Here is a 23,928-nt window from a genome sequence, read left to right as displayed (position 1 = left end):
TGTTTCCGAGGTCGGGTCGCCCGAGCCGACCACCACGTTCCCGGGCAGCTCCCCCGAGCAGGCGCCCAGGAGCGCGACCAGGCCCGCCATGAGCAGCGCACACCCACGGCCCACCCACCCAATCGAGTGAACAGCATCCGGGGCCTTCACAACGAGGCGGGACAGTCCCTGGCCACTCGAGGGTGTGACGTCCATGACCCGACCTTGTGCCCTGCCCGGCGCCCCGGACAGGGCACAAGGTCCCGAATGACGGAACCCCCCACTGCCCCAGTGCGCAGTACCGTGTGGGACACCATGGACGCCTTCCAAGCCGCGCCGAGCGAGGACCATGGCCCCATCATTCACGCCGTCACCGTCCCCGTCGGCGCGGACCGGGCCTTCGAGGCCTTCACGAGCGAGCTCGCCCTGTGGTGGGATCCGCGCCTCACCGCCGACGCGGCGACCTTCCGCGACGTGCGGCTGGACCCCGCTGTGGGCACGGACGTGGAGTTCGTCCACGAAGGCGGGCTGCGCTACCGGATCGGGACGATCACGGTGTGGCAGCCGCCGACCCACTTCGCGATGTCCTTCTGCTTGGCCCTGGACCCCGAGCACCCCACGACCCTCGGGGCCGACTTCGCACGCGATGGGACGACGCGCACGCGGCTCACGCTGACCCATGGTGGCTGGGGTCCCGACAATGTCGCCGATCGGGCCAGGTTCAACGAGTGGCCTGCGCTACTCGAGAGCTACCGGCGCCACCTCCGGCCCGCTTTCTAGTCCGCAGGCGTCGTGACAGCCTGCAACGTGACGGATCTCAGCGCGCCCTCGTGCACCGTGACCGTCAGATAGGTGCAGAACGGCTGACGCCGGCGGTCGGTCGGCGAGCCGGGGTTGAGCAAGCGAAGTCCCCCTGGCGACGTCGTGTCCCAGGGGATGTGGCTGTGACCGAAGACGAGGACATCAAGACTGGGGTATCCGGTCTCACAGCGCGCTTCACGTCCCGCGGCCGGACCAGTCTCGTGGACCACGCCGAACCGAACCCCGTCAACCTCGATGACGGCAAACTGCGGGAGGCGCTCGCGCAGGATGCCGTGGTCGTTGTTGCCCGCCACGCCCACCAGCTGCCTGGCTCGCGACTCCAGAGCGTCGAGCAGCGCGACATCGACCCAGTCGCCAGCGTGAAGCACGAGGTCGGCCTCATCGACGGCACGCCACACTTGACCCGGCAGGTCCCTGGCGCGTCTGGGCACGTGAGTGTCTGCGAGCAGGAGCACGCGGGTCGTCATGCGGACAAGTCAACCCTGCCAGCCGGGCTCTGTGCGGTTAGGGTCGAAGCGGCACGGAGCGACCTCCGTGGGATACCGACCTCCGTGGGATACCGACCTCCGTGAGCGCCCGACCATGACGACGCCCCTCGCTCCACCCGCCGCCAGGCGGATGCCTCGCCTGCCCCCGACGCCGAGACGCCGCGTCCTGGGTCTGGGGGTCATCGCCGCCGCATTCCTGCTGACCGGGGCGGTGGCTCAGGCGGTCACGCCGTTCATCCGCCAGGACGACTGGCCGTTCCTGCTGCCCGGGGGCACGCCGGGAGTGCTTCCCACGGGCTACTACAACGTGAGCGAAGGACGCTGGCTGAACTACGCGTGGTGGGCCGTCGTCGGTCAGCACGGGACGGCCACGACCGCAGCACTCACCTACGCCGTGGGCTATGCCGCGCTCGTCGCGGGAATGTGGCGCGTGCTCCACCGCTCCGGCATCCGGCCCGGTCCTGCGGTCGACGCCCTGCTCGGCATCTCCCTCTTCGCCTCCTGCGTGTGGGTGCAGCTGCTCTACTGGCCGGGCACCCTCACGCCGTCGGTTCTCATGGGTGCCGCCGCCATGTGGCTGCTGCCCTGGGCAGCTCGCACGCGCGTGCGGCTCGGAGTGTGGCTCGTCATCGGCGAGACCGCAGCCGTGCTGAGCTACCCACCGATCGGCGTCGTCCTGCTGGTGTTCGCTGTCGTGCTCCTGCGCGATGCCCCTTGGCGCCGCGTGCTCTCGATGGCCGCCGCGTGGATGGCGGGGTTCGCCCTTGGCGTCGGTGTCGCCTACACCCTCAACTGGATCGTCTACGGTCACTTCGGCCTCAAGCTCGCGGCCTGGCGCCGCGCCAACGCGCTGACGTCGCTCGACGCCCTCGGGGTCAACACCGGCCGCTGGCTCGAGGCCGCCGGGACGTTGTGGACCGCCCAGTGGTGGGCCGTGCTCGTGGGTCTCGTCGCGATCGTCCTCGGTTGGCGTGACCGCACCATCCGTCCACGGCTGCAGCGCCTCCTGCTCGCCTTCGCCGTCGCCTACGCTCTGGACGCTGCGCAGACAGTCGCGACTGGCGTCGTCACCGAGGCCCGGGGCCAGCTGTGGACGTGGTTGTTCGCCGTGCTGCCCGTCGCGCTCCTGCTCATCGGCCGCCGGCGGCTCCTCGCTGGCAGCCGGACGGACCACGGCCTGCCCGTCGACCGCGTCGCCACGGTGTTGCTTGCCGTGCTCGCGCTCGGCGGAGTGCTGGCGTGGCGTGCCGACATCGGCGCGCACCAGGCCACGCGGATGCAGTACGCGGCCATCGCCGCAACCGCCACGGCGCACGACGCCGGGAAGGCCGCGCCGACGGTCGTGGTCTACCAGGACCCCGCCGCGAAGAACACCCGCTCCGGCCGGATCATGGCCAGCACGCTGTTCATGGCGGTGCACCAGGAGCAGGGCGGGGTGCTGCCCAGGTGGTGCCGCGGGGCCGAGTGCCGTCAGCTGGCCGAGCACGCCGCCTCGGGGCCGGTCATCCCTCTCGGACCCGTCGGCGGACCGGGCAACGTCGTGGGCGTGATCGTGCCCACCCCGCCCAGCTGGCTCTGAGCCGCACCGGTCGCACGGGCCGGCACCTGCCGCACCTGCCCGCACCGAGCGACCTCCGGCGTCTGGGTGTTCAGCTCCGGTCGACGTGCCCTCTCGGGAGGAGGCGCACCAGTGGGGCTGCCAAGAGCGCCTTTGCGCAGGTCTCGTCGTCACGGACTCACATCCTGCTCCGCCTCGCGGAGCAGGATGTGAGTCGCCCAGCCAACGGTGGCGGGCGTCCTGAGGTTCGTGCTGTGGCTACACCACGTGGAACTCGATCCGATGGACGAGAGTGCCGTCGTTGATCGGCCCCGAGTGAGCGGCCCGATCACGGAGCGCCTCGCGGTTGGCCTCGCCCGAGGCACGCACGTCATCGTCTGTCACGGCTGAGAAGGGCAGGACTTCGATGGAGTCGATCTCGATGACGACGCCAGCGGTCGGGTAGCGGCCACCGACCCTGACTTTCGGGACGCTCCACAGCCGGATCGAGACGGTGATCTCCCCGCGCGCCACCTGGTCGCGAAGGTCTCGACTGAACATCACTCCGACACGTTACGTCGGCCGGGGGACGCCCGCTCAGCAGCACGAGATCGGTGACCCACCGCATCACACGACCGGGGATTCCTGACCGGTGCGGCGACGGGAGGGCAGTCCCGCCCCGGGCCGCAGGCGGTCACAACGCGGGCAGGTCGAGCCCGGAGAGGCGCTTGCGCAGATGAGCACGCTCCACCTCGTTCTCGGTGAGCTCCAGCGCCTGCTCATACGAGCGGGCCGCCTCGGCGCGGCGGTCGAGGCGCCGCAGTAGCTCGGCACGCGCCACGTGGTAGCCGTCATAGCCGGCCAGCTCCCTGGCCCCGAGATCGTCGACGAGCTCGAGCGCCCGGGCGGGGCCCTCCACCTCGGAAACCGCCACGGCACGGTTGAGCGCCGTGATCGGCGTCGGCGCGACGGCCATGAGCTGGTCGTACAGCGCAACCACCTGCGGCCAGTCGGTTTCAGCCGCTCGAGGCGCATCGGTGTGGACGGCGTTGATGGCTGCCTGGAGCTGGTACGGCCCAGGGGTGCCGCGCCGGAGACACTGGCGAACCAGCGAATGCCCCTCGGCAATGAGCGCCTGGTCCCAGAGCGACCGGTCCTGCTCTGCGAGGAGGACGAGCTCCCCATGCGCATCTGTCCGCGCCGGCCTGCGTGCCTCCGTCAGCAGCATGAGCGCGAGCAGCCCGATCGCCTCGGGTTCGTCGGGCATGAGCTCGGCGAGGACGCGGCCGAGCCGGATCGCCTCGGCACAGAGGTCGGTGCGCACGAGGTCGGTGCCCGCCGTCGCCGAGTGCCCCTCGGTGAAGACGAGGTAGAGCACCGCCAGCACGGATGCCAGCCGGTCCGGCAGGTCTGCGTCCCGTGGCACGCGATACGGGATGCCGACGTCGCGGATCTTCTTCTTGGCTCGGACGATTCGCTGCGCCATCGTCGACTCGGGCACGAGGAACGCGCGAGCGATGTCCGGCGTCGAGAGGCCGCCGAGGAGGCGCAGGGTCAGTCCCACCTGGGCCTCGCGCGACAGCGCCGGGTGACAGCAGGTGAAGATGAGCCGCAGCCGGTCGTCCCGCACGGGACCCTCCTCCCAGCTGGCCGGGAGCGCCTCATCGGGCGCATGGAGCAGTAGTGATTCCGTATGCCGCTGGGCTCGGGTCGCTTCCCGGCGCAGTCGGTCTGTGGCTCGGTTTCGGGCCGTGGTGATGATCCAGCCGGCCGGGCTGGGCGGCAGCCCGTCCCGGCGCCACCGCTCGACGGCAACCGTGAAGGCGTCCTGGACCGCGTCCTCCGCAAGATCGATGTCGCCGAGGACGCGGATGAGGACGGAGACGGCTCGCCCGTGCTCCTCGCGGAAGATCCGCGCGATGTCGTCGGACGTCGCCGTCATCCAACCGTCACGCTCATTCGGTCGTGGGCGGCTGGCCCGGGTGGTGCTCATCGACGAAGGGACGCACCTCGACGGGGAACCCGGTGGCGCTGGCGATCCGTTCCGCCCAGCGGAGCACGCGGTCGTAGTCGTCGGAGCGGACGATGGACAGTCCGCCGAGGTGCTCCCTGACCTCGGCGTAGGGTCCGTCGGTCAGCAGCGGGGACCCGTTGGAGGCGACGGTGACCGTCGTGGCCGCATCGAGGTCGCCCAGGCCGCCGGCGAAGACCCAGCCGCCCGCGGCGCGGATCTCGTCGTTGACCCGCTCGATCTCCGCCATGACCGGGCCGAGGTCGAGGTCCTCGGGCGGCGCCACGTTGGGGGTGAACAGGCTGAACAGATAGGTCTTCATCGTCGTGTCCTCTCCGTACTCACGTTGACTCGGTGACGGACGTCGGTTGTCGCCGTCTCACCTGCTACACGAACGGCACGATGGGAAATCGACAGCCGCCGGATGCCCGCCGGCTCAGGTTCGGGCACGCTGCTCGACGAGGCCGACGGTGTTGCCCTCCGAGTCCTTGACGAAGGCCATCCACTCGTCGGTGCCCGCCGGGCCGAGGGTGCCGTCCTCGTGCGTGAAGATGACGTGCGGCTCGCCGACGACCTCGGTGCCGCGCTCGCGGAGCCGCGTCAGCGTCGCCTCGATGTCGGAGACCCTGAGGTACACGAGCGAGCTCGGAGCGCCTTTGTCGAGCAGGAGCCGCGCCCCACCCAGGTCGAAGAACACGAGGCCGGGCGGGTCGAAGGTCGCGAGCGGCTCGGCCCCGAGCAGGTCCGCGTAGAACGCCGAGGCCCGGCCGAGGTCCTCGGCGCGTTGGGCGACCTGGACGAGACCACGGTCGCCACCACCGTGATCAGCCACCGGCTGCGGCTCCAGCTCCTGGAAGAGTGTCAGGTGCACTCCACCCGGTGCGTCGAAGCGGGCGTTGAGCGAGCGCCAGGGCGTCTCCGTGGGTTCGGCCACGATCGGGACCCCAGCGCCGACGACGGCCCTCGTCGCCGCTGCCGTGTCCTCGACCTCGAGGGCGACGCGAAAGTGCGGTGCGACCCGGGCGCCGACCTCGACCTGGTCGATCAGCTCGACCTGTGCGGTGTTGGCAATCTCGAGCGTCGCACGCCCAGCGCCGAGGATCGTGACGACGGCGCCGGCTCCTCCCGCGTAGGACTCCTCCTCGGGCAGGCCCACGATGTCGCGGAAGAAGCGCACGGCCTCGTCGAAGTCTTCGGCGTGCACGACCAGCCGCAGCTGCTTGACCTTGTTCGCCATCGCGACACTCTCCCTCCGGTGAACGCCCCGCCAACGGTAGTCGTCCGCAGTCCAGTTGCGCCCCCTTCGGCCGTTGGGGAGGGGATCTCGCTCGGCTACCGTTGCCTGCAGCGCGGGATGCGCCCGCGTTGGCCATGGCCCTCCAGCAGAATGGCCACCATGAGCGAGCATCGACCGGTGGACACGTGGCTGACCGACATGGACGGCGTGCTCGTCCACGAGGAGCAGGCGATCCCCGGCGCCCAGGAGTTCGTCGCGGCCCTTCGCGCCTCGGGCAAGCACTTCCTCGTCCTGACGAACAACTCGATCTTCACACCGCGTGACCTGCGGGCCAGGCTGGCCGCCAGCGGCATCGACGTGCCCGAGGAGTCGCTCTGGACGTCGGCGCTGGCAACCGCCAAGTTCCTGGCCGACCAGCGACCGGGTGGGAGCGCCTTCGTCGTCGGTGAGGCGGGGCTGCTCACGGCAATGCACGACGTCGGCTTCGTCATGACCGACCGTCATCCCGACTACGTCGTGCTCGGTGAGACGCGGACCTACTCGTTCGAGTCGATCACCCGCGCGATCCGCCTCATCGAGAACGGCGCCCGCTTCATCGCGACCAACCCGGACCCGAGTGGTCCGAGCCCCTTCGGCACCCTGCCCGCCACGGGGTCGGTCGCGGCGCTCATCTCCACGGCGACCGGACGCCAGCCCTACTACGTCGGCAAGCCGAACCCACTCATGATGCGCAGCGCGCTCAACCGGATCGACGCCCACTCGGAGACGACCATCATGGTCGGCGACCGGATGGACACCGACATCATCTCCGGGCTCGAGGCCGGGCTCCGCACCGTCCTCGTACTGACCGGGTCGACGCGCCGTGAGCAGGTCGAGACGTTCCCCTACCGTCCCAGCCGGATCGTCGACTCCGTCGCCGACCTCATCCGCTTCGTCGGCCACGATCGCCCAGGCACAACCTGAGGTCCCGTATGCCGCTCCGCCGGCTCTTCGTCGAATGTGCAGCCCGCTCCGGCACGCTCACCGTCGAGTGCGCAGGACCCGCCGCCACCACGGCCGACCGGGCTGGGTCGGATGCACTGACGCGGCAGCGGACTGGGCTGCGCGCTGGGCCTCCTGCAGAGCGTGCTGCTCCTCCCGCAGCCGCCGCCACGCCCCCACCATCTCGTCCACGTCGAGGGTCTTGGCGAGCATCGGGGGCAGCCTGCCCACGGCAGGACGGAGACGGTCGGCCAGGACCCGGTGGTTGTAGTCCTCGATGATCTCGCGCACGTTCTGCTCGCTGGCCACGTCGGCGAGCGAGTCAGGGTAGGTCGCGGCCTCCTTGCGCAGCGCGAGCGCTCCGGGCAGCGCCCCACCCAGGTCGACGTTCTCGCGGGCGGCGTAGCGCTTGATCCACCAGTCCGGGTCGTTGGCGTCGTGCAGGTCGAGCGGCTTGCCAGCCCCGGGAAGGTTGTCGAACTCGCCGCGCTCCTGCGCCTCGCGGATCGCCTTCTCGACGGCGCTCTCGTAGTTCGGTGGCTGGGACACCACACCACGCTAACCCGGCGCCTCTCATCGCACCGGCTCCGGCGAGGCCAGCCGATCCGCCCGCTCGGCCGAGGCCAGCTCCCACGCCTCGACGAAGGCGCGGAACTGGTCGGCATCGAGCTGCCGGATGACCTCGCGCGCACCCTCGGAGTCGCACGAGGCGAGCACGGCGTTGAGCGCGCGGCCGTCCTCGAAGGCCTCGACGGCGACGAGCGGCGCGTACGGCAGCAGGGGCAGGTCGTGAAGGATCGCTCCGTCGAGGGTGAACTCGAAACGGTTCTCCGGCAGGTTCTTTCGTGACGGCGGGATCTGGAATGTCATTCGACGAGCTCCTTCTGAGTGGGTGCCGTTGCCAGTGGGGGTCTCGGGCCGTGCGGTCGGTAGGACGGCCAGGGGACGTCGCACTCGGAGCCCGCGCCGCGCCCGGTGGAGGCCGCCCTCGGCGCGCGCCTGGGCCGCGGTTGCGAGCGCTGGAGTCGCTTCCTCCACGAGGTGCTGCTTGAGCTGGTCGCCCTCGACATCGAGGTTCGGCAGCACGGCCGCGAGCCGTCGCGGCAGCCACCAGGCCGCCTCGCCGAGGACGGACATCAGCGCGGGGACCAGCGTCATCCTCACCAGGAAGGCGTCGATGAGGATGCCGACGGCGAGCGCGAGGCCGAACTGCTTGATCGTCGGGTCGCTGCTGAAGATGAAGCCGGCGAAGACCGAGACCATGATGACCGCCGCCGCGACCACGACCCGGCTGGCCTGGTCGAAGCCGTGGACGATCGCGTCACGTCCGCGGTGGCCGTGGACGTGGGCCTCGCGCATCGAGCTGACGAGGAACATCTCGTAGTCCATGGCCAGGCCGTAGAGGATGCCGGTCACCATGATCGGCAGGAAGCTGAGGATCGGACCGGTCGTGTCGAACCCGAAGAGGTCCTTGAGCCAGCCCCACTGGAAGATCGCCGTCATCAGGCCGAACGTCGCCCCGATGCTCAGCAGGAACCCGAGCGTCGCCTTGACCGGGATGACGAGGGAGCGGAAGACGAGCATGAGCACGATGAGGGACAGCGCAACGACGATCCCGATGTAGAGCGGCAGGACGTCGCGCAGCTTCTCGGAGATGTCGATGTTGACTGCAGTCAGGCCGGTCACGCCGAGGCTGACCTGCTCCGACCCGGCGACGGTCGCCCCGGACAGGCGCAGGCTGTCGACGAGTGCGGAGGTCGAGGCGGCGTCGGGCCCCTCCTCGGGGATCACGGTGAAGATGGCCGTGCCGCCGTCGGGGTCGGCGCCCATGATGCTGACGGTCCTGACGACCGGCGTCTCACGCAGCTCGGCCGCGATCTGGCCGATTTCCTTCTCGTCGAGCCGGTCATCGCCCTGGGGCGTGGCGACGACGACGAGCGGCGCGTTGTACCCCTCGCCGAAGCCGCGCGTGATCGCGTCGTAGGCCTGACGCTCGTCCGTGTCGAAGTTGGCGGTGGATCCGTTGGGCATGCCCAGCGACATCGAGGTGACGGGGACGGCGGCGGCCGCGAGGACGGCGATGACGCCGATGATGGCCAGCCACCGGTACCGCACGACTCCACCGGACCAGCGGTGCGCGAAGTGGCGGTGCTCCTCGGTGGTGATGGCAGCGCCCTTGGCACGGGCCTTGTCGCTGGCGATCCGCTCCCCGACCAGCCCGAGCAGGGCCGGCAGCAGGGTCAGTGCGACGAGGACGGCGAGGACGACCGTGACCGCCGCGACGAGGGCCATCGTGGTGAGGAAGGAGATGCCGATCAGGGTGAGCCCCGTCAACGCGATGACGACGGTCAGGCCGGCGAAGAGCACGGCACTCCCGGCGGTACCGATGGCCCGGCTCGTGGCCTCCTCGGCGTCGAGCCCCTGGGTCAGGATGAGCCGGCGTTGCCGGTTCACGATGAACAGCGCGTAGTCGATCCCGACCGCGAGCCCGACCATGAGCGCCAGGACCGGCGTCGCCGTCGTCAGGGTGATGGTCTGCGAGAGCGCGAAGGCACCGCCCAGGCCGATACCCACGCCGGTCAGGGCGGTGACCAGCGGCAGGCCGGCCGCGCGCAGGGACCCGAGCGTGAGCAGCAGGACGAGTGCCGCGACTCCCAGACCGAGCGCCTCAGTGCCACCGACCGGCGCCTCGTGCGGCTTGAGCGACTCCGTGGTGAGCACGTCGACACCGGTCCCGGCAGTGCCATTCTCGGCCAGGCCGGTGACCTGCTCCACCGAGCCGTCGGGCAGGTCCTGCACCTGCTCGGTGAACTGGATCTGCAGCATGGCCACCGACCCGTCCTCCGACACGACGACACCGGGCACCGGCTTGCCGTCGGCGACAAGGGGCCGTATGCGGCTGGGCTGACTCGCGTCTGCCGGCGTGCCCTCGGACGGGGTGCGGCTCGCCTGCGGGTCGGCCGTCGGGTCGGGCGCCGAGGCTGCCTTCTGGGTCGGCTCGGTGCGGTCGACGACGATCGGCAGCTCGGAGATGTCGGCGGCCGCCTCGGCGATCCCCTTCGCCCGGGCGCCCTGGTCGAGGCGATCGCCCTCGGGCACCGTGAAGACGATCGTGCCCTGCCCCCCGGCGGCTTGCGGGAGCTCCGCGCGAAGTCGGTCGGTCACGTCCTGGCTCTCGGTGCCGTCGATGGTGACGCTCGACGAGATGTTGGCGCCGCCGTTGGCGACGGCGAGGCCGGCAGTCCCGGCGAGCAGCACGAGCCAGAGGGCGATGAACGCCCAGGAGCGGCGGTACGCGGTCCGGCCGAGGCGGTAGAGGAGCAGGGACATGGGGGTCCTTCCGGGTAGGCCGACATGGCGGCCGGTCGGCCGCGGCAGCGACGACGATCAGGTGACGACGATCAGGTGGTGGCGATCAGGTGGTGGCGATCAGGTGAAGAGGATCAGGTGGTGGCGATCAGGTGAAGAGGATCAGGCGATGGGCGCCGCGGGCCGCGTTCAGAAGCCGCGCCGCAGGTGGGTGAAGACCGTGCTCAGGAACTCGTCGACCGTGACCGAGTCCCCCGACGGCGGCTCTGGGTCGCCCGGCAGCCGGATCGGGACGCGCCCGTCGAGCACGGACATCAACGCCCCGTAGGCGGCCCCGACGAGGATGTGGCTGGAGAGGCGCGAGACGTTCGAGCCGGCTCGTGCGGCCACGGCGTCCTGGGCCATGCGGCGGATCTGCAGCTGCACGTCGGCGAGATAGGGCTCGAGACCGTGGTGCTCACGGGCCAGCTGCCGTAGCTGTTGGAGGAGCGGCAGCATCCCTCCAGAGAGCTGGTGGCGGGCCAGTGCCATGAGCCAGTCGAGGAGGGGTGTGTCCGCGGGCATCGGCGGCAACGTCTCGAGCCCCTCCCTGAGGCGCTCGACCGCGAGCCCGGTGATCGCCTCCTCCTTGCAGGAGAAGTGGTTCGCGAAGGTGCGACGCGAGTAGCCCGCGTGCGTCGCGACGTCATCGATGGTGAACCCGTCGACACCGTGCTCCACGGCGAGGTCGAACGCGGCCTCCGCCAAGGCGTGTGCGGTGGCCCGCCGCTTCGCCTCGCGCAGTCCCAGCTCCGTCATGGGAGCCATCGTCACATATCGTTGCCCAATGGGCAATCTTTCTCTTTGTGCAATTGAATGCCAGGTGCCCTGGATGGCGAGTTTCCCGGACCAGTGGCAGCATGTGCCGACGTCCCCCTCAGACACCTGCACAGCAGCAGAGAGGACGGGTCTTGGGAACGACGACTGGCCGACGGAGACCTCGGCTGCGGTTCGCTCGGGTCGAGCTCAAGGCGCGGCTCCTCCTGCCGAGCATTCGACGTTCGGTCGCCGAGCAGGCCCGACACCTGCGCAGCCTCGGGGAACCACAGGCGCAGCGGCTGGGTGAGGCCCTCGAGCGGATTGCCAGCGACCACCTCTCACCGGACGCGCGCGCGGCACTCGAGCGTGTGGAGGCAGCCCGTCGGGCCACTCTCCGTAGCCTGGAACGGGTGTCCTGGGCTGACGGCTCGACCGAGTCGGTCGCGTGGATCTGTGCGCTGGCGTCGCAGCCGCCGTCCGGGGCACGCCTGCTCCATCACCTCGCCGCCGTGTGGCAACCACGTCAGGCCCTTGAGCTCGGGACCTGTGTCGGCGTCTCGGCCGCCTATCAGGCGGTGGCCCTGCGAACTGGCACATTGACCACGCTGGAGGCCTATCCGGCCCTGGCCGACCGGGCAGAGGACACCTGGCGGCTGGCACAGATCGACAACGCACGGGTCGTGGTCGGCCGGTTCGCCGACACCTTGGCGCCGACGCTGGCCGAAGCCGCCTGGGACTATGCCTTCATCGACGGCAACCACCAGGGGCGCGCCACGGAGGGCTACGTCGAGCAGGTGTCCAGATCGGCTGCCCCAGGGGCGCTGCTGGCGCTGGACGACATCGACTACAACGACGGGATGCGCGCCGCATGGGATTCGGTGCGCCAGCGACCCGACGTCGCCGCCAGCGCCGTCGTGGGGAAGATCGGGCTCCTCGCCCTGCGATGACCGGTGACCGAGGAGCTCAGAGCCGCGCGAGCACGTCGTCGAGCATCGCCTCGGTGAGCTTGCCGGTGAAGGTGTTCTGCTGGCTGACGTGATAGCTGCCGATCAGCCGCACCTCGTGACCATCCGGGCGGCGAAGCAGGGCCTCCGCGCCGTGACCGAACCGCGGCTTGGGTCGAGGCACCTGCCACCCGAGCCCACGCGCCGCTCCCAGGGCGGCGTCCCAGCCGATTGAGCCGAGGGCCAGCATCGCGCGCAGACCAGTGGGCGACGCGGCAGTGAGCTCGAGGTCACGGTCCAGCCAGCCGGAGCAGGTCGTCTTCTCCTCGGTCGTGGGCTTGTTGGCGGGCGGTGCGCAGCGGACCGTCGCGACGATCCGGACTCCCTTGAGCTCCAAGCCGTCCCCCGCAGAGACGGAGGTGGGTTGAGATGCGTAGCCAGCCCGGAAGAGGGCCGCGTAGAGCCAGTCGCCCGAACGGTCCCCCGTGAACATTCGCCCAGTACGGTTGGTGCCGTTGGCCGCCGGCGCGAGGCCGACGATCAGCACGTCAGCCTCGGGATCCCCGAACGAGGGTCCGGGGCGACCCCAGTAGGGCTGGTCGGCGAAGGATGCCCGGCGCCCCTGTGTCGCAACGGATTCCCGCCATGCGACAAGACGCGGGCACGCACGGCAGACCGACACCCGGGCGTCGAGCTCGCCGATGCCGCTCACGTCAGCAGCGAGCTGTCGCACCTGAGCGGCAGTGTGCGCGACAGGAGTCGCTGGCGTGGCCGGGTCGCCGGGCCACCCCGTCCCCGGGGGCACGGGCGACGGGAAGAGCTGGCCCGTCATCGGGTGCGGGTCCAGACGCTCGGTCGTCATGGCCCGACTCTGCCACCTCGATCGTCAGCAGCCGAAGCCGCCGCCCGAGCCGCTGTCCGCCATCCTCGTCACCGGTGCTCCGCTGGCGTCGGTGACGACCTGCCCGAGCGAGGTCGCGCAGGCATCGATAGGCGGCCAGCGCCGCGAGGATGATGGACCGACAGCGCCGGTTCACACCCCCGGTGACGCGGGGCCGCGGGAGCCGGTTCGATGAACCGGAGTGCGCCCGTGGACGTCTCCGGGGTCAGCAGTGCCGAGGGAGGTTGGTCAGATGCCACTCGACGACGACGCCGTCGAGGCGATCTACCGCGAGCACGGCCCGATGCTCCGGCGGGTCGTGTGGCGGGCCACGACGGACGTCGACCGGGTGGACGACATCGTGCAGGAGACGATCCTGCGCGTCTGGCGCCAGGCTCCCCAGGCCGACAACCTGCGTGCCTACCTCATCACCACCGCCAGACACCTCATCGTCGACCAGCACCGCGCCGCTGGGCGCCGGCCCCAGCAGGCCCGCCTCGTGGACCTGCCCGAGACCGAGTCGGCGATCGACCGAGCGCTCGACCAGGTGCTCGTCGAGGAGGCCCTCGGGCGGCTGCAGCCCTCGCACCGCGAGGTGGTCGGCTGTCTCTACTACGAAAGGCTCTCGGTGGCCGAGACCGCCCATCGCGTGGGGGTGCCCGAAGGCACCGTGAAGTCCCGCGCCTTCTACGCCGTGCGCAGCCTGCGCGTCATCCTGGACGAGATGGGGGTGACCCGATGACCATCGACCAGAACCAGCAGGACCAGCACGACGAGCTCCACCAGTTCCTCGGTGCCTACCTCCTCGGTGGCTTGTCCGATGATGACCACCGCGCGTTCACGGAGCACCTGCGCACGTGCCCGACGTGCCAGCAGGAGCTCGGCCAGGTGTCCGGGTTGCCGAGGCTGCTCTCCCTCGTCGACATTTCGACGCAGATGCCGTATGCCGCTGAGCCCACTCCCGAGTCGGCTGCCGCCGGGAGCACGGCCGGGTCCTCCAGCGCAGGCCTGGCCGACCTCCTCAATGCTGCGCGACGTCGACGACGGCGACGGCGGGCCTGGTTGGCCGCCGCTGCCGCTGCGGCCGCCGTGGCGGTCTTCGGCGCTGGGACGTGGCTCGGGCCAGGGCTGCTCGACCCACCGCCGCCTTCGCAGCACTTCACCGCCACCGCAGCCGGCTCGTCGGCGAAGGTGGGCGTCGACCTCGTGAAGCGCGGCTGGGGCACCCAGCTCAACCTGGCCTGCCAGGACATGCCGGTCGGCGAGGAGATCGTCGTCTACGTCGTCGATGCCAATGGGCGTGAGTCGGCTGCCGGCTCGTGGCTCGGCACGGAGACGGGCTACTCCAGGGTGACCGGGGCGACGGCCTTGCGGCCGGACCAGATCCGGTCCATCGAGGTTCGCACGAGCTCCGGAGACGTCATCGCCACCGCCAGGACCTGAGGCTGACCCGTCAGTCGGTCTCGTGCTTGGTGACGGCGCCGGTGAGAGCGTTGATCGTCAGCTCGTGCTTGGCGTGGTCCGGGGCGATGACCTCGATGTCCCACTCCACGGAGCCGTCGTCCTCGTCCAGGTCGAGATCGACCACGCGGCCCTGCGGAACCTCGGCGACGGCCATCTGGAGCGCTGCGGCGTGGTCCACGGTGGCCGCGTCGAGGAGTCGGCGGTCCTCCGCGACATCGGCCGAGTCGTCGGAGTCGTCGTCATCGACGCGGTTGGCCAGGACCGTGCCGGCCTTGGCGTCGACGATGACCTCCCGCTTGTCGTCGCTGGTGACGACGTCGACATCCCAGACCAGGGCGCCCTGCTCACGGTCGAGGTCGATCCCGAGGACCCGGCTCGAGGCCACCGTTGCGAGCGCGGTGCTCGCGGCGTCCTCGGGCGCCACCATGATCGAGGCGAGCAGAGCGGCCGACGTCGTCCCGGAGGGCTGGGTCGGGGCCGTGGTCGACGAGGCCGCCGAGGCCCCTGTGGGCGGTGTGGTCCCGGACTCGGAGCTGTCGGCGAGCTGCACAGCCGGAGTCACCGTCGCATCCGGGGTGCTCGTCCCACAGGCCGTCAGTACTCCGGTCAGACCCACGGTGCAGGCCAGCAGGAAGGCTGCGCGGCGGCGGCTCGTGGTCCTGGCGTTCATCGTCTACCCCTTTCGTCCACCGACCTCTTCGGGCCGGCTGTCTGCTCTCGTTCTCATGGTGCGACAGGCGTGCTGAAGCCACGCTGAAGGCGTCCTGCCGGGCTCAGCCCACCTTCAGGCCGGCCGTGACATGCTGCCGACATGCGCCTGCTGGTGGTCGAGGACGAGCGCCGGCTCGCCAGTGCCCTGCAGAAGGGCTTGCGCGCAGAGGGTTTCGACCTGGACGTCGCGCTCGACGGAACTCTCGGGCTCAACCTGGCAACCGAGCACGCCTATGACCTCATCGTGCTCGACATCATGCTTCCGGGCATCAACGGCTACCGGATCTGCGCAGCCCTGCGCGCGGCCGGGGACGAGACCCCGATCATCATGCTCACTGCCAAGGACGGCGAGTTCGACGAAGCCGAGGGCCTCGACACCGGGGCTGACGACTACCTCACCAAACCGTTCTCCTTCATGGTTCGCGTCGCGCGGATCCGTGCCCTGCTCCGTCGAGCAGGCCGGGGCACGCGGAGCGGATCGAGGTCGGCGACCTCACCCTGCTGACCGCCGAACATCGCCGTTTCCGCGGAACGGATGAGGTTGGCCTGACAGCAAGGGAGTTCGCCGTCCTCGAGCAGCTCGCCCGTCGTCCCGGCGAGGTCGTGACGAAGTCAGGGATCGTCGACGAGGTCTGGGACATGGCCTACGACTGCGATCTCAACGTCGTCGAGGTGCACATCAGCGCGCTGCGACGCAAGGTTGACGCGCCGTTCGGCCGGCACAGCATCGAGACGGTGCGTGGTGTCGGCTACCGGCTGGTCGACGATGCGAGCTAGCCGGCGTCCCACCTCGGTTCGCGCTCGCGTGACCCTCGGGGCGGTCGCCGTCGTCGCGGTCGCCCTCGTCGTTCTCGGGGTGGTGATCGTCGCGCTCGTCCGGGATGGGATGGTCCGCACCGTCGAGGCCACGGCGACCGCCCAGGCAAACAGCGTGGCCACCCTTGCCGAGGCGGGTCAGCTGCCCGGGCTCCTCGAGGTCGACTCGGTCGACCGAACGGTCCTTCAGGCTGTCGGCGCAAACGGACGGGTGCTGGCCAGCTCACCGCAGCTGGCGGGCCTCGGTCCCATCACCGGCTCCCTGCCCATCTCGGCTCCCTCGGGCGCCCGAACCATCCAGCTCGCGCTGTCCGGGTCCGAGCCCGCTCTGTTCCGGGTCGTCTCGATCGTCACGGACACGCCCAGCGGGCGAGTCGTCACGCTGGGTGGCAGCTCCCTCGAGGACGCGGACGAGTCGCTCACTTCGCTGACCTCGCTCATGCTCGCCGGGCTCGCGGTGGCCCTGCTCGTCAGCGGCGTCGTGACCTGGATCGTCGTCGGTCGAGCCCTGCAGCCCGTGGAGGCCATCCGCTCGGAGGTCGACCGGATCACGAGCACAGACCTTGGCCGCCGAGTGCCCGTGCCTCCTTCCCGGGACGAGGTCACCAGGCTCGCGACGACGATGAACCAGATGCTCGACCGGCTGCACACCGCGGTCGAGCAGCAGCGACGGCTCGTGGCCGACGTCTCGCACGAGGTCCGCAGTCCGATCGCATCGCTCCGAACCCAGCTCGAGGTCGCCGTGGCCCACCCCGAGGTGACGGACTGGAGCGAGCTCGCCGCGGACCTCCTCGAGGACACCGATCGGCTGCAGGTGCTCTCGAGCGACCTGCTCCTGCTCGCGCGGATCGAGGCTGGCGAACGGGTCCCCTCCGAACCGGTCGACCTCGGCCAGCTCGTCCGCGACGTCGTGACCCGTGCGGCCGAGGGACGCGTGCCGGTCGACCTGGCCATCGCGGACGGGATCTCGGTCTCCGGGAACCGGTCCCAGCTGGAGCGCGTCGTCGGCAACGTGCTCGACAACGCGCGCCGCCACGCCGCCACTGCCATCCGGGTCAGGGTCAGTGGCTCCCCGGGCCCGGGACCGGCCGCGGGGGCCCGCCACGCTCGGAGGGAGCAGGCACGCGGAGCAAGCACAGCGGCATACGGCATCGTGGAAGTGTGCAACGACGGCGACCCGATCCCGGAACGGGACCAAGAGCGGATCTTCGAGCGGTTCGTCCGCCTGGACGAGGCGCGGGCGCGCGACACCGGCGGGACGGGTCTCGGCCTGTCGATCGCCCGGAAGCTGGCCCGTGCTCACGGCGGAGACCCGGATTCGGGACGGTTCAGGTCACAACCAGGCGCTTGCCGCTCAGATGACGTCCACGTATTGCACCTCGATCGCGTTGTTGCCGTAGCCGAGGCGGTTCCAGGGCGGCACGTCGGGCTGGACGTTGCCGACGGCGTCGGTGGCTCGTGCCCGCAGTGAGTGCCGACCCGGGGTGGCTTCCCATTGGAACGTCCAGGTCTGCCAGTGGTGGGGCCCCGTTGGCTCGTCGACTTCGGCAGGCTGCCATTCGCCGGCGCCCGCCAGGCTGACCTCAACGGCAGCGATGGGGCCGGTCCCTGACCACGCCTTGCCGCGGACCGTACACGTGCCGGCGGGGATGACGGCTGCCGGGGCCGGGTCGGTGATGCGGGCTCGGACTCGCATGTAGGTGACGGGCTCGTGCGGACGGTCCGGCCACTCGTAGACGTAGTGGCCGGTCTGGAACTCGCCCCTGAAGGGCTGGGTGAGCACGTCGATGCTCTGTAGCCACTTGACCGAGGCCACGGCGAACCAGTGCGGCACGATGAGCCGGAAAGGACTGCCGTGGTCCGGCCCGAGTGGCTCGCCGTTCATGTCGTAGGCGATGAGGATGTCACTGGCGGGATCGGCCGCATGCGTCAGGGCAAGCGACCGGACGAAGGTCAGGGTCTCCCCGCTCTCGGGCAGCACCGGGGTGAGGTGGTAGGTGCCGCTGTCGGCCCCGGTGAAGCGAACCTCGACCCCGTCGGCCCGGGGGCGGGCCTCCGCCAGGACGTCGCTCAGCCGGGCGCCTCTCCACACCGCGGTGGAGACGGCGTAGCCGCCCCACGGCTCGCCGGTGGGCAGGGGGCGGGTGTCGAGCCGACCGTTCCCGGCGCACTCCAAGGTGACTGCACGCTCAACGGCAGGGAGGGCACGCAGATCTGCCGAGGTGAGCGAGAGTGGCCGGTCGACTGATCCGTCGACGGTGAGCGTGCCGTCGTGGGTCGGCAGGGCGAAGTTGCTCCGTACGTAGTGCTCGCGCGTCGGGGTGATGTCGGAGTCGAGCGCCCCCGGCGGCGCCTCGGCGTTGTAGGGCTGTGGGTTGATCATGACCAGCTGCTCGCGCGCCTGCTCGAGGTCCAGCTCGGATGTCACGGGGTCCTCCGGTGGGGTCGTTGAGGTGCCTGGCTGTAGGCAGGTGTCGTCAGTAGTCCGCGTCGCGGAAGACCGGGTCGCGGTTGTCGTTGAAGGCCCCGATCCCCTCGATGCGGTCAGGGTGCACCGCGGAGCGCCAGTGGGACTCCATCATGATCGCGATCGCCTGCTCGATCGGTTCGCCCTGCCCCGAGCGGACGGCGTGCTTCACGGCTTGCACGGCTGTCGGGGAGTTGCTCGCGATCCTCGCGGCGATGCGCAGGGCCGCGTCCATGAGGTCGGCCCGGTCGTGGAGCTCGTTGACCATGCCGAGCCGATGCGCCTCCGCGGCGGTGATGGGCTCGCCGGTCATGAGCATCTGGAGTGCCTTCCCCGGAGGGAGGGCGCGCGGCAGGAAGACCGGCGAGCCACCGCCAGCGGCGAGACCCAGCATCGCCTCGGGCTGACCGAAGACGGCGTTCGTGCCGGCGATGATGAAGTCGGTGCTCTGGGCGATCTCGGAGCCGCCGCCGTACGCGATTCCGTTGACTGCAGCGAAGATCGGCTTACGCAGCTGGCGCAACGTGTACAGCGTGCGGTCGAAGTCCTGGCGCTGCCGAAGCCACTGCTCCTTGGTCATGTTCTTGCGCTCGCGCAGGTCGCTGCCCACGGAGAAGGCGCGGTCCCCGGCGCCGGTGATCACGACGACGCGGATGGCGCTGGTGACTGCGACGGTCTCGAGCACGTCGGTCAGGAGTGCTCCCATCTCCGTCGAGATGGCATTGTCCGCGTGGGGCCGGTTGAGGGTGACCACGGCGACACGTCCTTCGTCGACATGGTCGAGCAGGACGGCCGGCTCGGTGTCCTCTCCGCCTGAGGGCGGTCCGAAGTCGAGGGTGCGCCACCGGTCGGTGGTCCTTGCCGGCTCCGGCATCTTCTGGTCGGTCACAGCTCCTCCTCAGGTCTCCAGGTCGCCCAGCCACTTCAGGGCTCGCAGGCCGGGCGCGAAGCAGTACTCGCCGCCGCGTGTCACCACGAATGACGGCAGGCTGCGCAGCCGACGGCGGATGGGCAGGTGCGGGATGGTGAAGTCGGTCGGCGCCCGCGTGCCGGCAACCAGTGGGTCGCTCTCGTCGGGTGCGCCGATGAAGACGCCGTCGTTGATCCATTGGGTCTTGACGAACTCGAACTGTCGCTTCAGGTGCGACCCGGCGAAGACGAAGATGATCCCGCGGTCGACTCCGTCGTCCTCGAGAACACCGTCCGGGAGCATCGAGCCATAGTTGGTCCCCCGGCGGATCATGCGATGCAGGCGGACGTCGACGCTGTGCTCGTCCTCGAGGGCGTCGCGGGGGTTGGCCCGGCGGGCGTGCGCGCCGGCGGGGCACTTGAAGCCTCGAAGGTCGTCGCGGTAGCCGAAGGAGTTGTTGCGTGCGGGATCCGCGCCGAGGTCCGGATCATCAGCGTCGGGTGCCAGGGCCAGCGGCGCACCACTCGGCCACCGCCCGACCATCTTGGCGGCGAGCAGACGCTCCTCCTCGCGGTCATGGGCACGTTCCCGGAGGTAGCGGCGGTAGGCCGCGACGTCGGTGCGCAGCTTGCGAAAGACCAGGTAGGTCCCGTTGCGCCCAAGCACCTCCGGATGCGGCATCGGGGGCAGCGACCCAGTCTCGTCGGGGTAGCCGAGGATGAACTCGCCGGCCTTGATCGGTCGCTCCGCGGTGTTGCGCAAGGGCAGCCCGCTTCCCTCGACGTCGGGGTTGCCGATGCCGTCCTTGAAGCCGAACGATGTGCGCCCCGACGGCAGCTGGTAGCAGTCCTGCCGCCAGACCACCTCCACCGAGGAGAGGTCCTCGTACCTGTCCCGGGCACGCTCCGCAACGGCCCTCAGACGCTGTTCGTCCGGCGCCAGCACGGAAACGGCGACGTGCACGGCATCGGTCCCCAAGGGCCACTCCCAGTGCTCGGGGCTGCTCGCGCCTTCGTCGCCCAGCTCGCTGGCGCGGCGCGCCATCCCCTCACGGAACTCGTCAGGGAAGCTGTCCAGCGTCGGCTGCGGCACGCCGAGCGCGGCCAGTCCCGCATGCGTGAACGCGACGGTGACCCACGCGAGCGGGTCCGATTGCTGGGCCTGGTTCTCGGCGACGAGCAGGGCGTGCAGACGCCGCACGAGCTCGCGCCCTTCCACAGCGTCGTGGAGGCGAAGGAGGAGATAACGGCCCACGTACGGCGACGGGCGCTCACCGAGCGCTCCAGCCTGGATGTCGTCCGCCTCAAGGGCCACCTGCTGCTCCGTGCCCATGGTCTTCTCCTGCGTCACGATGGTCAAAGGTGCTCGGGTGGCGCCGGTGGGTCCGGGTTGGGCGGCGCGAGGTAAGGGAAGACGGTCGACGCCGGGCGGCTCGACGCGTCGACACCGTCACTGATCACCGGACCGGAGCCCGCGTTGATCCAGAGGTTGTACAGGACGTCGATGACGTCATCGTTGAGCGCCCGGCCGCCGCAGGTCCGCGGGAGGTCACCGGACATGACGGCGCGCTCGATCTCGAGGAAAGACCCCTGCTCGACGTACGGCTGCGAAGGGTCGACGACCAGGTGGTCAGCAAGGACGAGCCCGGTCAGCGGGTGCGCCCCTGACGCATCGACCGGCCACTGCACCACTCCGTCCAAGCCGTCCCAGAACGCCAGGTTCGCGTGCAGTCTGGCTCGGTAGGCACCGGCGTAGGAGCTGCCGAGGTGGAAGGCGTCCTCCATGTTGTACAAGTCCCTGATCTCGAGGTCCCGGTTGACCTGGTCGAACTGTTTGGGTCCCAGGAGCAGGTTCTTCACCTCCGGGCGCCCGACCCGTTCGATTCGCACGGAGAACGTGCCGCGGGTCAGTGTCTCCGCGACCACGGCCACCGGATCGACCCTTCCGAGCAACCTGGCGCAGTCGAGCTCGACGACCAGGGCGAGCACGTTCTTTCCGTCGAGGTAGATCGACCCCGGATCGGTGAACGAGAGGCGCTGTTCGGCGATGGTTCGCAGGCCGGCGGGCGCGTCCATGATGAAGGGGTCCCAGCGAGGCCCCGCGAAGATGCGCACGCCTGCCCCGTGGTCGCTCCCGGACTCGTCACCCAGGTCGAACGGCGTCACCTCGCCGCTGGGGCCAGTGAGCTGCCCTCGCTGTGCGCCGTCCGCGGCACGAGCATCGAAGACACAGTCGATGACCCACTCCGGGGACTCCGACGCGCGGACACGTCGCCCGATGCGATCGACGTCGACCGGGCGAAGCCTGAACCGGTAGATCAGTCCATCCGAGAACCCGCCTTCCGCCGGCGCGAACGGCAAGGTGTTCATGACCAGAACGAGCCAGCCCGACCGCTCCGGACTGGGGAACGCGTAGACGTCGGTGATGTCCGCGATGGGGTTCGCGAGCGCCCGCGGCCCAGAGATGTGATCCGACACGGTTGTCCCTGCCCGACTGAACCGTGGCGGCCTACGCGTCCGCTGCCTCGTCGAGCAGCGGTTTCAGCGCCGGGTGGCTCAGCGCCGCCTCGGCGTCGGGATCGTCCAACACCTGGTCGAACGCTGCCCTCAGGCGGTTCGCCCTCCGCAGCTGCTTGACCGTTCCAGGGTAGTTGCGGGCGTACGCCGCGGCGGTCACCTGAGCGTTCATGATGAAGCTCTTCACCGCCGCGACGTCCGGCAGTCCGGCGTACCCCTCGGTGTGGCGGAAGATCGAATCGAACAACTTCAGCGGTCCGGCTGCGAAGTCCTCCATGTACGCGTCCCAGGAGCCGTCGAAGCTCGTGGCGAACAGCAGGCGAGTTTCGTCGTCGAACAGCACGAACCTGGCCTCGTGGATGCTCGCGATTGTCATCTCGTAATCGCCTGGTCGGTAGCCCGGCGTGTGCTGAAGGGCGGTCAATGCCTCGCGCAGCTCGTCGACGTGCCCGGGAATGACCCGGAAGAACAGGCTGAACTCACTTGCCGACCCCACCCGGACGCCGGGGCGCCGGTTGGTCATCTCACCTGCTGCCGTCATCTCGACGCCTCCCAGCCTCCGAGTGGCGCCCCGAGGCGCCGGTCGCACTCAATGTGCCCACGGGCTCCCGTGAATGGGATCACCCGCAGCGGGTGATAGGCCGCTTGCTGACGATCACGGGGCGAAGGGCTGGCCGGGTCCCCCATGACCGCCCGGCTCAGTCGGCGAGCTCCGGCGGCCAGACGACCCGGAACCGCTCGAGGACGATCTCGTCGGACTCGGACCACGTGACACCGCGGGCCGTGCAGGTCCGCTCCCAGTATCGACGGTGGTTGTCCCGCCAGCTCTCGAGGGTTCGGTCGTCCTCTCCTTCGTCGTGGGCGAACGCCGCGTCGACGTCGTCGAAGGTCGCAATGCGCAGCTCCATGGAGCGGATGACCACGCGGGGTCGGCCTGAGCCGTCGCAGGCGATCCAGTGGGAGCCGACCCTGGGCAACGGCTCGCCCTCGGCGACGAAGTCGTCGACGAGCGCGGCTGTCGCGCGCTTCGGGCCGTCGAGCACCTGCGCCAGCAGCTCATCGGCGAGGGCGTCCGAGTCGCCGAAGCGCTCCACGGTGTAGTCGGCGGCGGCGTGCACGACCTCGGAATGCGCCCTGGCGTAGGCCTGCCACATGACTGCTGCCGCGTCCCGGTCCACCGGAGAGGGTTCGGATCCGGTCATGACCCACCTCGCCTCGTATGGAACGAGGTGCGGCGCGGGACCAGCCCCCCGGTCCCGCGCCACCGTCCCCCTTGCGTGCACAGAGCTCGCGCACGCGGCCCTGATACCTGACCATCGCAGGATTCTCGCGATTCGTTACGCAACTTTTCGGTTGCACATCAGTCGGGCGATATGCAACTCTGAAGTTGCACACTCCATCCACGGAAGGGCATGGCAATGAGCGCGCAGGGCATTCCCAACACCATCGAGCGACAGATCGAGATCGCGGCGCCGATCGAGCGCGTCTGGGCTCTGGTCTCCGGGCCGGGCTGGTGGATCAACGAGGGCGAGATCCGGGAGCACGAGATCGAGCAGGCTGAGGGGCATGCGGTCGTCCACGACGAGACGCACGGCGCGTTCCCCATCGAGACGATCGAGCTGCGTGAGCCGGTCTACGCGTCGTTCCGCTGGCTCGCGTCCCACGATGGGGAGCACGGCAGCGCGCACATCCCGACGGTTGTCGAGTTCACCCTGGAGCCCTCCGACCGGGGCGTCATGGTCCGCGTGGTCGAGACGGGCTTCGCCGCGGGCGACGAGGCGGACGCCGCCGCTCGCGCGGCAGCACATCGGGACAACTCGCAGGGATGGGACATCGAGCTCACAGCGGCACGGGCTCACCTCGAGCGGGTGTGACGGCCGCGATGGTCCCCTCCTCGAGCCCCGGGACGACGGTGGCCGCGGTCTTCGCGTGCCTGGCGGACGACAGCCGACGGGACGTGCTCGACGTCCTCGTCCGGGACGGCAGGGCGAGTGCGAGCGCCGTCGCCCGCGACGTGCAGATCTCGCGGCAGGCCGTGGCGAAGCACCTGGGCCTGCT

The 23,928-nt window shown here is 70.1% G+C and carries 25 protein-coding genes and 2 pseudogenes; 9 read left to right on the top strand and 18 right to left on the bottom strand.

The window, feature by feature from the left end:
* On the bottom strand, nucleotides 1–195 hold a 195-nt coding region (locus tag VJN29_RS14965; RefSeq protein WP_324144429.1), incomplete at its 3' end, for a hypothetical protein.
* A 75-nt stretch (nucleotides 196–270) separates the two neighbouring features.
* On the opposite strand from VJN29_RS14965, the gene VJN29_RS14960 reads away from it, so the two are divergent.
* Nucleotides 271–759: an SRPBCC domain-containing protein gene (locus VJN29_RS14960; protein ID WP_324144428.1), complete on the top strand. Its 489-nt coding sequence runs from the start codon at nucleotides 271–273 to the stop codon at nucleotides 757–759.
* Here VJN29_RS14960 and VJN29_RS14955 read toward each other — a convergent pair.
* A complete protein-coding gene (locus VJN29_RS14955) occupies nucleotides 756–1,268 on the bottom strand; it encodes a metallophosphoesterase (protein WP_324144427.1) in 513 nt (170 codons plus the stop codon). The genes VJN29_RS14960 and VJN29_RS14955 overlap by 4 nt on opposite strands.
* A 115-nt stretch (nucleotides 1,269–1,383) precedes the next feature.
* On the opposite strand from VJN29_RS14955, the gene VJN29_RS14950 reads away from it, so the two are divergent.
* Nucleotides 1,384–2,868, top strand: a complete 1,485-nt coding sequence (locus VJN29_RS14950; RefSeq protein ID WP_324144426.1) for a hypothetical protein — start codon at nucleotides 1,384–1,386, stop codon at nucleotides 2,866–2,868.
* 237 nt (nucleotides 2,869–3,105) lie between these two features.
* On the opposite strand, the gene VJN29_RS14945 is transcribed toward VJN29_RS14950, so the two are convergent.
* From VJN29_RS14945 to VJN29_RS14925, 5 genes and pseudogenes are all read right to left on the bottom strand, one after another.
* A complete protein-coding gene (locus VJN29_RS14945; RefSeq protein WP_324144431.1) occupies nucleotides 3,106–3,387 on the bottom strand; it encodes an ASCH domain-containing protein in 282 nt (93 codons plus the stop codon).
* Nucleotides 3,388–3,520: 133 nt separating this feature from the next.
* Nucleotides 3,521–4,768, bottom strand: coding sequence for an RNA polymerase sigma factor (locus VJN29_RS14940; protein ID WP_324144425.1), 1,248 nt, complete (start codon nucleotides 4,766–4,768; stop codon nucleotides 3,521–3,523).
* Nucleotides 4,769–4,781: 13 nt separating this feature from the next.
* The gene (locus tag VJN29_RS14935; protein WP_324144424.1) at nucleotides 4,782–5,159 is read right to left on the bottom strand and encodes a YciI family protein; all 378 of its coding nucleotides are present in this window, start codon (nucleotides 5,157–5,159) and stop codon (nucleotides 4,782–4,784) included.
* Between the two features lie 114 nt (nucleotides 5,160–5,273).
* A complete protein-coding gene (locus VJN29_RS14930) occupies nucleotides 5,274–5,669 on the bottom strand; it encodes a VOC family protein (protein WP_324144430.1) in 396 nt (131 codons plus the stop codon).
* A 45-nt stretch (nucleotides 5,670–5,714) separates the two neighbouring features.
* A pseudogene (locus VJN29_RS14925) lies at nucleotides 5,715–6,074 on the bottom strand (VOC family protein); the annotation flags it as partial.
* 150 nt (nucleotides 6,075–6,224) lie between these two features.
* Here VJN29_RS14925 and VJN29_RS14920 point away from each other — a divergent pair.
* Nucleotides 6,225–7,037 carry an HAD-IIA family hydrolase gene (locus VJN29_RS14920; protein WP_414654386.1) on the top strand — a complete coding sequence of 271 codons (813 nt, stop codon included), beginning with the start codon at nucleotides 6,225–6,227 and terminating at the stop codon, nucleotides 7,035–7,037.
* A 57-nt stretch (nucleotides 7,038–7,094) separates the two neighbouring features.
* Here the strand turns inward: VJN29_RS14920 and VJN29_RS14915 are convergent, their stop codons facing one another.
* From VJN29_RS14915 to VJN29_RS14905, 3 genes are all read right to left on the bottom strand, one after another.
* Nucleotides 7,095–7,604, bottom strand: coding sequence for a DUF1992 domain-containing protein (locus tag VJN29_RS14915; RefSeq protein ID WP_324144422.1), 510 nt, complete (start codon nucleotides 7,602–7,604; stop codon nucleotides 7,095–7,097).
* Nucleotides 7,605–7,628: 24 nt separating this feature from the next.
* Nucleotides 7,629–10,385 carry an MMPL family transporter gene (locus VJN29_RS14910; protein WP_324144421.1) on the bottom strand — a complete coding sequence of 919 codons (2,757 nt, stop codon included), beginning with the start codon at nucleotides 10,383–10,385 and terminating at the stop codon, nucleotides 7,629–7,631.
* A 168-nt stretch (nucleotides 10,386–10,553) separates the two neighbouring features.
* Nucleotides 10,554–11,162 (bottom strand): TetR/AcrR family transcriptional regulator, encoded by a 609-nt coding sequence (locus VJN29_RS14905; RefSeq protein WP_324144420.1) that lies wholly within the window; start codon nucleotides 11,160–11,162, stop codon nucleotides 10,554–10,556.
* Nucleotides 11,163–11,314: 152 nt separating this feature from the next.
* Between VJN29_RS14905 and VJN29_RS14900 the strand changes: the two genes are divergently transcribed.
* Complete coding sequence (locus VJN29_RS14900; protein WP_324144419.1) at nucleotides 11,315–12,109, top strand: O-methyltransferase; 795 nt, start codon at nucleotides 11,315–11,317, stop codon at nucleotides 12,107–12,109.
* 16 nt (nucleotides 12,110–12,125) lie between these two features.
* Here the strand turns inward: VJN29_RS14900 and VJN29_RS14895 are convergent, their stop codons facing one another.
* Complete coding sequence (locus VJN29_RS14895) at nucleotides 12,126–12,968, bottom strand: uracil-DNA glycosylase (RefSeq protein ID WP_324144418.1); 843 nt, start codon at nucleotides 12,966–12,968, stop codon at nucleotides 12,126–12,128.
* A 271-nt stretch (nucleotides 12,969–13,239) separates the two neighbouring features.
* Between VJN29_RS14895 and VJN29_RS14890 the strand changes: the two genes are divergently transcribed.
* Together VJN29_RS14890 and VJN29_RS14885 are read left to right on the top strand one after the other, a co-directional pair.
* Nucleotides 13,240–13,728: a sigma-70 family RNA polymerase sigma factor gene (locus VJN29_RS14890; protein WP_324144417.1), complete on the top strand. Its 489-nt coding sequence runs from the start codon at nucleotides 13,240–13,242 to the stop codon at nucleotides 13,726–13,728.
* Nucleotides 13,725–14,429, top strand: coding sequence for a zf-HC2 domain-containing protein (locus VJN29_RS14885; protein ID WP_324144416.1), 705 nt, complete (start codon nucleotides 13,725–13,727; stop codon nucleotides 14,427–14,429). Before VJN29_RS14890 ends, VJN29_RS14885 begins: the two co-directional genes overlap by 4 nt.
* Before the next feature lie 10 nt (nucleotides 14,430–14,439).
* On the opposite strand, the gene VJN29_RS14880 is transcribed toward VJN29_RS14885, so the two are convergent.
* Nucleotides 14,440–15,120 carry a PepSY domain-containing protein gene (locus VJN29_RS14880; protein WP_324144415.1) on the bottom strand — a complete coding sequence of 227 codons (681 nt, stop codon included), beginning with the start codon at nucleotides 15,118–15,120 and terminating at the stop codon, nucleotides 14,440–14,442.
* Between the two features lie 141 nt (nucleotides 15,121–15,261).
* Here VJN29_RS14880 and VJN29_RS14875 point away from each other — a divergent pair.
* Together VJN29_RS14875 and VJN29_RS14870 are read left to right on the top strand one after the other, a co-directional pair.
* Nucleotides 15,262–15,938, top strand: a pseudogene (locus tag VJN29_RS14875) (response regulator).
* 28 nt (nucleotides 15,939–15,966) lie between these two features.
* Nucleotides 15,967–17,448, top strand: a complete 1,482-nt coding sequence (locus VJN29_RS14870) for a sensor histidine kinase (protein ID WP_324144414.1) — start codon at nucleotides 15,967–15,969, stop codon at nucleotides 17,446–17,448.
* Here the strand turns inward: VJN29_RS14870 and VJN29_RS14865 are convergent.
* The 6 genes from VJN29_RS14865 to VJN29_RS14840 form a co-directional block, all read right to left on the bottom strand.
* Nucleotides 17,332–18,405, bottom strand: coding sequence for a sulfite oxidase (locus VJN29_RS14865; RefSeq protein ID WP_324144413.1), 1,074 nt, complete (start codon nucleotides 18,403–18,405; stop codon nucleotides 17,332–17,334). The two genes, VJN29_RS14870 and VJN29_RS14865, sit on opposite strands and share 117 nt — an antisense overlap.
* A gap of 49 nt (nucleotides 18,406–18,454) precedes the next feature.
* Nucleotides 18,455–19,333 (bottom strand): enoyl-CoA hydratase/isomerase family protein, encoded by an 879-nt coding sequence (locus tag VJN29_RS14860; protein WP_324144412.1) that lies wholly within the window; start codon nucleotides 19,331–19,333, stop codon nucleotides 18,455–18,457.
* 9 nt (nucleotides 19,334–19,342) lie between these two features.
* Nucleotides 19,343–20,704, bottom strand: a complete 1,362-nt coding sequence (locus VJN29_RS14855) for a Dyp-type peroxidase (protein ID WP_324144411.1) — start codon at nucleotides 20,702–20,704, stop codon at nucleotides 19,343–19,345.
* A gap of 5 nt (nucleotides 20,705–20,709) precedes the next feature.
* Nucleotides 20,710–21,831, bottom strand: coding sequence for a DUF4331 family protein (locus tag VJN29_RS14850; RefSeq protein ID WP_324144410.1), 1,122 nt, complete (start codon nucleotides 21,829–21,831; stop codon nucleotides 20,710–20,712).
* Between the two features lie 31 nt (nucleotides 21,832–21,862).
* Nucleotides 21,863–22,393, bottom strand: a complete 531-nt coding sequence (locus tag VJN29_RS14845; RefSeq protein WP_324144409.1) for a hypothetical protein — start codon at nucleotides 22,391–22,393, stop codon at nucleotides 21,863–21,865.
* A 175-nt stretch (nucleotides 22,394–22,568) separates the two neighbouring features.
* Nucleotides 22,569–23,072, bottom strand: coding sequence for an ASCH domain-containing protein (locus VJN29_RS14840; RefSeq protein WP_324144408.1), 504 nt, complete (start codon nucleotides 23,070–23,072; stop codon nucleotides 22,569–22,571).
* A 216-nt stretch (nucleotides 23,073–23,288) separates the two neighbouring features.
* Between VJN29_RS14840 and VJN29_RS14835 the strand changes: the two genes are divergently transcribed.
* The gene (locus tag VJN29_RS14835; protein ID WP_324144407.1) at nucleotides 23,289–23,744 is read left to right on the top strand and encodes an SRPBCC domain-containing protein; all 456 of its coding nucleotides are present in this window, start codon (nucleotides 23,289–23,291) and stop codon (nucleotides 23,742–23,744) included.
* Nucleotides 23,745–23,928 lie beyond the last annotated feature (184 nt).

The organism is Intrasporangium sp. (assembly GCF_035280925.1).
Classification (GTDB): domain Bacteria; phylum Actinomycetota; class Actinomycetes; order Actinomycetales; family Dermatophilaceae; genus Intrasporangium.
Note: the sequence above shows the minus strand (reverse complement) of the source record. Positions and strands in the feature narration are given on the sequence as shown.